Source organism: Thiocystis minor, from assembly GCF_016653465.1.
In the GTDB taxonomy this organism is placed as follows: Bacteria; Pseudomonadota; Gammaproteobacteria; order Chromatiales; family Chromatiaceae; genus Chromatium; species Chromatium minus.
On the sequence record NZ_NHSQ01000172.1, the window covers coordinates 1 to 9,069 of the forward strand.

Here is a 9,069-nt window from a genome sequence, read left to right on the forward strand (position 1 = left end):
CCAGGGCGCCCAGGCCGCCCTGTTCCGACCGTCAAGGGTTCAATCCGCCCGCTTCGCCCGCGTCGGCCCCCCTCCTGGCGACTGAATCGCCTTTGAACCCCACCAAGATCGTCGGTTTCTGGACCTGCCCACAGGTCTATGAAATATCCGGGCTAAGTGCTGGAAAAGCTGTCCGGGGGGAATTTGACCTACGTTAGCCTTGCTGAAATTCTAAAAAACAGCAGGTTAGAAACATGGTAGAAAATATCAATCGCGTCATCTTGCTTGGGTATCTCGGGCAAAATCCGCAATTCCGCAGGTTCCATCACGGCCAAGAACAGGTCTGTAACCTCATGCTCGCCACCAACGAAAATTGGATCGATGGGGATGGTGGCAGACAACACCACGTCGAGTGGCATCGTGTATCGTTCTACGGCGAACTCGCGGAGGTCGCCAATAACCCGTCCCTCTGCACTGGGTGTCTGATCTATGTGGAGGGTAAATTACAGACGAACAACTGGAAAGCACCCGACGGGAGTATTCAGTCCATCAAGTTGGTTGTTGGTCATGTCCTGAACATCATCGAAACCCCGTATCGCGCTCAGGAATCTGTTGAAGTCGTCGAGAGGACGTTGACAACGGTGCAAGCGCCTCGCCGTCGTGAGCGTGTGATACCGCCCACCTCTTAGTCAGATGTGGGGGCGCCGGCTTGACGAAGTCGGTCGAGTCGACCTTCCCCCCCTCACCCTCAAAACAAACGAAAAAAAAACTGATCCGGATGTGCTGTCGACTTGAACGACAGCATCGCCGGCCACGCCAGGAACGGCTTGCCAATGGCCCTGACCGACTGACCTGTCTCTGCACCCGACCGACCGACATCGGCTGGAAAAGCTGTCCGGGGGTCTTGTTGCGTCCGGTATGGTTCCACTGGTGAGCTGAAAGACCAGGGTGGACTTTCAACGCCGCCATCCACTGGTGGTTGATGGGTCGAGATGTTTCGGTCTGGCTTCCATCGGTTGGCGTGGCGTTGGTTATCGAGCATCGACCACCGCTGGCGGAGGGAACCGATCTCTGGGTGTGAAATGACTCAAACAACGAAATCGGTACACATACTATGTATAATATGATGGGTGAAATTGAAAAACGTTACACGAAGATGGTTCTGACAACTGTCATTGCCGATATCTTGACTCGCATAGCCATGGACCACCTCGACAACACCGATCCGGCGTTATTGGGATTGTCTAATCGGCATTATCAATGGAATCCCCAACGGATTGCGGTTCAGCTCAAGCAAATCCTTTGTCAGGATTTTTTGACCGAAGATTTTGTGAAAACCGATGCCGCTGGCTTGGCGTATCTTGAGGCGATGTTGGAGGCCATCGTGAGGCAACATTGTATTGCTCAGCGGATCGAAAATTGCCGGAATCGGCTCCGTGAGGAGTGGCGCTAAGTGTCTGACGCCGCCACCCGTTCCAGATGGGTGGCGGTCGCTCGACTAGGCCGGAGCCTTGGACGCGGGATCTTCCTTGGTTGCTTGTGTCACCAATGTGGCGACCGCCCCCGAGGCTTCGCGAAGGGCGCCATCCGTGAGATGCGCATAGCGCTGCGTGGTTTGGGCGCTGGCATGGCCGAGGAGATGTTGCACCTGATACAGGGTTGCCCCGGCATTCACCGCCAGCGAGGCGAAGCTGTGGCGCAGATCATGGATGCGCAGATTCTCGATGCCCGCCGCTGCCAGAATACGCTTGAAGCCTTTATGTGGATTGTTGAGCGCCTGACCTGGGATCCGACCGGGGAAGACGAAAGGGTTCTCGTCACGCGGTGCCTGCTCCTGGAGTAGCGCCAGCGCCGCCGGGTTTAACACCACATAGCGCGATTTGCCGCTCTTGGTGTCGGGAAGGAACAGCGTTCCACGGACCAGATCCACATGCGCCCAGCGTGCCTGCAATGCCTCCTCCTTGCGCAACCCGGTGAGGAGCAAGAATTTCAAGGCCGCCACGACGATCTGGTTCGGTTCCATGGCCATCGCCCGGAACATTCGCTGGATCTCCTCCTGGGAGAGATAACGGTGGCGTTGATTGTTTTCCCGGAACTTTTTCACGCCTTGGCAAGGATTCTTTGCCACCCGTTCCCATTGCAACGCCAGTTTGAACAGCTTCGACAGGAGCGACAGATGCCGATTGGCCGTCCCGGGACACCTCAGGGTCTTGATCTCCCCGTGGTAGAGCTGAATGTCGCGCGTGGTGATCGTATCGAGTCGCTGCGCCCCAAAGCGGGGCAGTAGATGGACCCGCAGCTTGCTTTCATCGGAGTCCGCGCTGCGCTTGTGTTGGCGGGCATAGGGTAGATACTCCTGCCGCGCAAAGTCCGCAAAGCTCGGGGCCGCCTGTGCCTGAGTCTTTTCCGCCTGTGGGTCACGCCCCTGATCGAGTTGATAGCGCAGCTCCAGCGCTTTCTTGCGTGCCTCTGCGAGCGCGAGCGCCCCATACTCCCCAAGCTTCGCCGCGCGTTTCTGGCCGTTGAGGGTATACCGAAAGTAGAAGAATTTACGTCCGCTCTTGGAGACCAACAGCTTCAGTCCGGCGACTTCGGTATCGGTGTACTCACCTTCGGTGGCGCGGGCTTCCTTCGGATGCGGTGGTAACTGATCGATCAATTTTTGGGTGAATTTGAAGCGGGATGGAATGGGGCTCGAAGTCGTCATGTTGGTGTCTCCCAGCGACAAGGTCAGAAAAAAAGAAGCCGCCTAACGGGCGGCTGGTGGTTCAAGAAAACCGAGCGGTTGGAGCGCGTTGATCGGGCGAGTCACCGTGACAGGACTTTCAAGTCCCCGGCTCGGCGCGTCACTGACCACGAAAAACCCCACCGATGACCAGCACCGGCAGGGTTTGGTGACCGACGCGATGGACAGCATCCACGCGACACCGGCCCCGCCCGGTCCATCCCCGGTCCGGGCGCGTGCTGACGGGTCAGATCAAGGTGGGTTCCAGGGTGACGCTGGCGCGCTGCAACTGCTCCAACCGCGTCGCCTCGCGCACCACTGACTTGGGGATGATGAGAATCAACCCGGCCTCGTGATTGGCCGGGACCACAGCGGCGAAGAACGCGGGTTGTTCTTCGACATATTCAACGACCGTCAACACGTCTTCCAGGCTGGCGGTGGCGTCCGGTTCCTCGCCCCAGCACGCCAACCAGCACGCGGTCAGGACATCATCATCCGGTTCGAGAATCCAGAACCGAACCGTGATCGCTTCCTCACCCAATTCGATCAACCGGGTCTCCAGCCACTGGCGTAATCCCGGCTCGTCAACCCGGTGTAACTCACTGCGTTGATCAATCGGGTACATGACGCGCCTCCTGGCTTTCCTCATTGTCCTGACGGTTTCGGCTGCTCTGACGTTGCTGGTACGCCACCGTCAACGCATACGCCCGTGCTTCCGCGTCGGCACGCGGCAACCCGGCCTCATGCTCGATGATCGCCGCGCGTTCCTCGAAGAACTCCAACGCATCCTCATCCAGCGTATCGCGCCACGCGGTCAACAGCGTCTCGGGTAAGGTGGACCTGGACATGGCGGCCCACCTTAATAGTCGTCTGGCATCAAGAGCGTCGTCACCGAACGATCTGCTTCGGTGATGATCCAGACCTTGACACCGTCAGCGATCCTATAGCTGGAGAACAGTCGCCAGCCCTGTTCTAGCGCCTCGACATTGGCTTGCACATCCTCGGGATCCAGATCGCCCCAGTCGCCGCTCCCATGGCGGTGCAGCAAGGTTAAGGGTTGGATCCCATGCTGTTGCAAGACGGACAAGGCCGGCGGAGTCGCGACGATGTGCCCCAGGGGAAATAACCGCGCGGTCGCGGGTTGAGGTGAAGCAGAGGGTGTCGTCTGGCTCATGCTGGAGGCTCCTGATGGGGAAGATGCAAGGTGAAGCACGTTGGCCTGCAACGCACGCTGTGAAACGATCAAACCCAGCTCCATCACGAGCTGGACCACGGGCGGGTGTTGGAACAGGCGTTCCAGCGATTGGCGAAGAGACACGATCGAGGGGGTCATTGAAAACTCCTGGCAGAACGGTCCTGCCGTTACGCGGTTGCGGGGTTGGCTGCTGGGCGTTTACGCCCGCGTGTTTGTTTCTTGGCGGGTATCGCGGCGGCGTCCGGATCTGGGATGTCCATCCGCTCACCGGCTTCAAAAGCTCGCTGTTGTTCGGCCTCCCAATCGGTCCGGCCCGCCGCGCAGACATGCAGGTGCGGCGGATCGGCCGCGATGAGTAAGCCTTCGTGACGCAGCATTGCCGCCAGAAAGCCTCCGTTATTCACTGATCGGTTGCGATACGCCGCGCGCAAGATGGGTGTCGCGAAGGGGATTCCGCTTTCGACCGGGTCCGCCAAGGCGGCCAGAATGCGCGGCAGCGACACCCATTCCCGGCTGAAATAGCCGCCACCCTCATTGCCGCTGACGGCCAGATACACGGTGCCGGCTGTTCCGACGCCGATCTGATAGGTCATGCGCCCGATGGCGCGCTCACTGAGTTTGGGAATGGTCTGCTGACGGATCGCGGTGATGACATCGGAATCCGTCTCTGTTTCGGTTTCGGTTTCGGTTTCGGTTTCGGTTGTCACACGCTTGGACATGATGAAGACTCCACAGGAACGGACAGAAAAAAGCCCGATCCAGCGGACTGGACCGGGCATGACAGGAGAGGGAGATGATGGGAGAGGCACAGACACCTCCCAGACCGGCGAGGTGGTCGGGCTACAGCAACCCGCGTTCCGCAAAGGACACGCCCGCGCTGTCCCCGATGATGATGTGATCGAGCACCCGCACGTCGAGCAGGGCCAAGGCGTCTGTGAGCCGTTGGGTGAGCCGCAGATCCGACTGGCTCGGCTCGGCCACCCCGGAGGGATGGTTGTGGGCGAAGATGACCGCTGCCGCATTGGTTTCGATCACCCGGCGCACGACTTCACGCGGATGGACGCTGGCCCCATCGAGGGTGCCGCGAAAGAGTTCCTCGTAGACGATCACGCGATGGCGATTGTCGAGGAAGAGGACCGAAAAGACCTCGTAGGCGAGCCCCGCAAGGCGCAGTTTCAGATAGTCGCGGGTCGCTTCCGGGCTGGTGAGCACGTTCTGTTTGACGAGGTAGTGACGTTCCAGGCAGTGGATCGCCTGCGCGATCAGCGCCTGATCCGTCGCGGTCAAGGTGCGCGCGCGCTGCGCATCCGGTGGTAATAGCCGGGTTCGCGAGGAACGTTTCAGGGAAGGTTGTGAACCGATTGCGGCCATGGATTCGGGCGCAACCGTGGCGATCGTCGTCATGGGAGAGGACTCCGTGGGAGGGAAACGAACATGCCCCGTCCAGCGAACTGGACCGAGCGTGAAGGGAGAGGTCGTGTTGACTTTTGGTTGGCGTTTTCAAGGCGGCCAACGACGCGGGTGATGTTCAAACCAACCTCGTGCCGTGCCCGGCAGCGGGTGGTTAACCCGTTGGGTCATAGACATAATATGGGTCTGACCGGCGAGGCTGTGACGGCGGGTGTCTGGGGATCGGTGCGGTGATTGAGCCTGCCGTCAGAAGACCCACGGGATCGACGGGAGTGTGGCGAGGGTGATGCAGAGAATGGACGGGAACGACTCTTCCCCGCTGGCGGATGAGCAGACGCCGGTGGCGTGTGTCTGGGAGGAATGGTCTTTAGCGGCTGGTGAATGGCTCAGTGATCGCCCGCCGGTGTTGTGGGGGCGCTGTCTTGTCATCGAAGGTGAGACCAGCATCGGTAAAACGAGCTATGTGCTGGATCATCTGGCGCAGCAGGCGCCGGTCCTCCTCCTGGTGCCGACCGTCAGCCAAGTCCAGCAAATCGCCCTGACCCATGCGGGACATGCGCTGAGTGCGGTCCATGGCCGCAGCCAGCCGGAATCGCTCGCACGCACCATCGTTGCCACTTATGACCAATTGGGTGCGATCACAGCGGCCTTGGGCGCCGCCTGTGCCGACTACCTGCTGGTGGTCGATGAGATCCACAAGCTCTATCAGGCCGGCAGTTACCGCCCCAAGGCGCTACAGGGCATCCTGGATGCGATCGATCGCCTCGGTCAACCTCAAGGATTCCGTCGGGTGATCGGCTTGTCGGCCACCCTGCAACCGGACCTCTTGGATTTTGCCGTCGCGCAATGGATCGTCGTGCGCAAACCCCAATCCGTGGTGCGGCAGGTGGTGATCGTCGAATACAAAGACCTGGAATTGTGGGTTGAAACCTTGCTTCATCAGGGTTGGTTACCGCCGGATGGTCTCAATGTGTTGCTGCGCACTGAAAACTCCCCAGTTTTAACCTGCTCTGCGCGTTGAAAATGACCCAGGGTGATTAACGTTCTCCGTTCCGTAAATGGGACGGGGAAACCGGGAGATGATCACCATGAATGTACTGGGTAAAGTTCGCAGGCTGCGTTTGCGCGATGGTTTGTCGATTTCGGAGATCGCGCGACGAACGGGGGTGACACGAAAAACCATCCGTAGGTGGCTCAAGGCGCCGGAAGGCATCGAACCGAAGTACCGTCGTCAACGCGGCGACACGAAGATCACACCGTATGTCGAACGGCTCGTGGCCATGCTGGAGATGGATGCGCGACGCCCACGGCGGGAGCGGCGCACGGCACTGAAGCTCTTTGCTGAGCTCAAGGCCGCGGGATTCGACGGCGACTACAGCCGCGTCACTGAATTCGTGCGGGGCTGGCGTGCCGACGGTGGGGTGAGCACGACCAAGGCCTACGTGCCGCTACAGTTTACGCCCGGCGAGGCCCACCAGTTTGATTGGAGCGAGGAGCACCTCCTCATCGGCGGGGTCTGGCGCAAGCGGCTCGTCGCCCACCTCAAGCTCTGCTTCAGCCGGGCCTTCGTCGTCCAGGCGTACCCGACGCAAAGCCATGAAATGCTGTTCGACGCCCACGCCCGGGCATTTGCGGCCTTGGGCGGCATCCCGCGGCGCGGCATCTACGACCACATGAAGACGGCGGTCGACAAGGTGAAGAAAGGCAAAGCCCGCGTCGTGAACACGCGCTTTGCCGCCATGGCCTCGCACGATCTGTTCGACCCTGACTTCTGCAACGTCGCCTCGGGCTGGGAAAAAGGGGTCGTCGAGAAAAACGTGCAGGACAGCCGACGGCGCCTCTGGCAGGACGCGGCTGAGGTTCGGTTCGGCTCGTTCACCGAGCTCAACGGCTGGCTTCTGGCCAAGTGCCGGGAGCTGTGGCAGGCGCTCAAGCACCCCGACGGCCAGCTGACCGTGGCCGAGATGCTCACCCTGGAGCAGGCGCATCTCATGCCGATGATCGTGCCGTTCGACGGCTACGTCGAGACCGTTGGCAAGGTCTCAAGCACCTGTCTGGTGACGTTTGAGCGTTGCCGGTACTCGGTCCCGTGCGAGTTGGTCGGTCAGGTGGTCGGCATCCGCATCTATCCCGAGCGTATCGACCTGGTCGCGCACGCGGCGGTGGTCGCCCGTCATGCCCGCAGCTTCGGGCGCAACGAGGCCCGCGACGACTGGCAGCACGACGTTCCGCTGATCGAGCGCAAGCCCGGTGCCCTGAGAAACGGCGCGCCCTTTGCCGATCTGCCTGAACCGCTGCAGCGACTGCGCGGACTCCTGCTCAAGCGCGACGGCGGCGAACGGATCATGGCCAAGGTGCTGGCGGCCGTGCCTCGCCACGGTCTGGAAGCCACTCTCGTCGCGGTCGAACTGGTGCTCGACTCCGGCAACCCGAGTCCCGAGCACATCGAGAACGTCCTCTCGCGCCTGGCATCACCGCCACCGCCGCCGCTGGTCACGACGCACCTGACGGTTGGCGAGACGCCGGTCGCCGATCCCCAGCGCTACGACCGCTTGCACACGGAGGTGGACCATGCGTGACGTGATCGCTGAGCTGAAGAGCCTGCGCCTCTATGGCATGGCGGGAGCGTGGGAGGAGATCGCCGGCAATGGTGAGTCGGTGGCGCTCCAGTCCGCGCGCTGGCTGATTGAGCAGCTCCTGCAAGCGGAGCACGCCGATCGGCATGTCCGCTCGATCACCTACCAGATGCATGCCGCTAAATTCCCGGTGCATCGCGACCTGGCCGGCTTCGACTTCACCGCCTCCAAGGTCGACCCGTCCCTGATCGCGGAACTGGCCACGCTGACCTTGACCGAAGAAGCTCACAACGTCGTGTTCATGGGCGGCACCGGAACCGGGAAAACACATCTGGCAACGGCGTTAGGGGTCGCCGGCATCACTCGCCACGCCAAGCGGGTGCGCTTCTATTCAACGATCGACCTGGTCAACCTCCTGGAGCAGGAGAAGGCCGCTGGCAAGGCCGGGCGGCTCGCCTTCTCGCTGCTGCGCATGGACCTGGTCATCCTCGACGAATTGGGCTATCTGCCGTTCAGCCAAGCAGGCGGAGCCTTGTTGTTCCACCTGTTGTCCACGCTCTACGAGCACACCAGCGTGATGATCACCACGAACCTGACCTTCGGGGAATGGGCGAGCGTGTTCGTGGATGCCAAAATGACCACGGCCCTTCTGGACCGGCTGACACATCATTGCCACATTGTCGAGACGGGAAACGAGTCGTACCGGTTCCATCAGAGCACGGCAACGGCGAAATCACGGATCAAGGCGAGGGAGCAAAGCAAGCGCGAGGAGGTCAGCAGGCCGGAACCCTTCTGATCCACAGGTGCGGGGGGGAGCCGCCGCTGGGTCCGCTCAGCAAAGCTTCCCGCTCGCCCTCAACCACAATCGCTCCAGATTAGATTACAGTAACCAATAGCTCTCTCAATCATGAGAGGCTCAAGCCCCTGGGTAAAATTCAACGCGCAACGCTGGGTACTTTTAAACGCGCATCAACACTTCGCCGCGTCGGGATCCTTGAGCGCCCGCAGCGCGGCCAGAAGGCAATCGCGCGTATCGGCGATCTTGATCCCCTTGAAGGCATCCCATTACACACAACTCCCCGTGTGCGGGTAAAATAGGTTTGAGCATTCACGTTCATTGGGGATCGCATGGGCTGGGCAGAAGACGAATTTCGCGGGATCGCTCTGGGCGACGCGCGCCGCGA

General features: G+C 60.7%; 11 protein-coding genes. 5 read left to right on the forward strand and 6 right to left on the reverse strand.

The window, feature by feature from the left end; translation table 11 throughout:
• The first annotated feature begins 233 nt into the window (after window positions 1-233).
• Complete coding sequence (locus CCR95_RS22545; protein ID WP_201098699.1) at window positions 234-668, forward strand: single-stranded DNA-binding protein; 435 nt, start codon at window positions 234-236, stop codon at window positions 666-668.
• 425 nt (window positions 669-1,093) lie between these two features.
• A complete protein-coding gene (locus CCR95_RS22550; RefSeq protein WP_201098701.1) occupies window positions 1,094-1,432 on the forward strand; it encodes a hypothetical protein in 339 nt (112 codons plus the stop codon).
• A 45-nt stretch (window positions 1,433-1,477) separates the two neighbouring features.
• Here CCR95_RS22550 and CCR95_RS22555 read toward each other — a convergent pair whose 3' ends face one another.
• The 6 genes from CCR95_RS22555 to radC all read right to left on the reverse strand — a co-directional run bounded on the left by CCR95_RS22555 (window position 1,478) and on the right by radC (window position 5,303).
• Entirely contained in the window at window positions 1,478-2,686 is a 1,209-nt protein-coding gene (locus tag CCR95_RS22555) for a tyrosine-type recombinase/integrase (protein WP_201098703.1), read from the reverse strand.
• A 265-nt stretch (window positions 2,687-2,951) separates the two neighbouring features.
• A complete protein-coding gene (locus CCR95_RS22560; protein WP_201098705.1) occupies window positions 2,952-3,329 on the reverse strand; it encodes a hypothetical protein in 378 nt (125 codons plus the stop codon).
• Window positions 3,316-3,552, reverse strand: coding sequence for a hypothetical protein (locus CCR95_RS22565; protein ID WP_201098707.1), 237 nt, complete (start codon window positions 3,550-3,552; stop codon window positions 3,316-3,318). Before CCR95_RS22565 ends, CCR95_RS22560 begins: the two co-directional genes overlap by 14 nt.
• 11 nt (window positions 3,553-3,563) lie before the next feature.
• The gene (locus tag CCR95_RS22570) at window positions 3,564-4,037 is read right to left on the reverse strand and encodes a hypothetical protein (protein ID WP_242523435.1); all 474 of its coding nucleotides are present in this window, start codon (window positions 4,035-4,037) and stop codon (window positions 3,564-3,566) included.
• A gap of 29 nt (window positions 4,038-4,066) precedes the next feature.
• Entirely contained in the window at window positions 4,067-4,618 is a 552-nt protein-coding gene (locus CCR95_RS22575) for a hypothetical protein (protein ID WP_201098708.1), read from the reverse strand.
• Between the two features lie 121 nt (window positions 4,619-4,739).
• Window positions 4,740-5,303 (reverse strand): RadC family protein, encoded by a 564-nt coding sequence (gene radC, locus CCR95_RS22580; RefSeq protein WP_242523436.1) that lies wholly within the window; start codon window positions 5,301-5,303, stop codon window positions 4,740-4,742.
• 301 nt (window positions 5,304-5,604) lie between these two features.
• Here radC and CCR95_RS22585 point away from each other — a divergent pair, with 301 nt between their 5' ends.
• From CCR95_RS22585 to istB, 3 genes are all read left to right on the forward strand, one after another.
• Window positions 5,605-6,330, forward strand: a complete 726-nt coding sequence (locus CCR95_RS22585) for a DEAD/DEAH box helicase (protein ID WP_201098710.1) — start codon at window positions 5,605-5,607, stop codon at window positions 6,328-6,330.
• A gap of 67 nt (window positions 6,331-6,397) precedes the next feature.
• Window positions 6,398-7,888: an IS21 family transposase gene (gene istA, locus CCR95_RS22590; RefSeq protein ID WP_201098719.1), complete on the forward strand. Its 1,491-nt coding sequence runs from the start codon at window positions 6,398-6,400 to the stop codon at window positions 7,886-7,888.
• Window positions 7,881-8,681 (forward strand): IS21-like element helper ATPase IstB, encoded by an 801-nt coding sequence (gene istB, locus CCR95_RS22595; RefSeq protein ID WP_201098713.1) that lies wholly within the window; start codon window positions 7,881-7,883, stop codon window positions 8,679-8,681. The genes istA and istB overlap by 8 nt, the downstream gene beginning before the upstream one ends.
• Window positions 8,682-9,069: the final 388 nt, after the last annotated feature.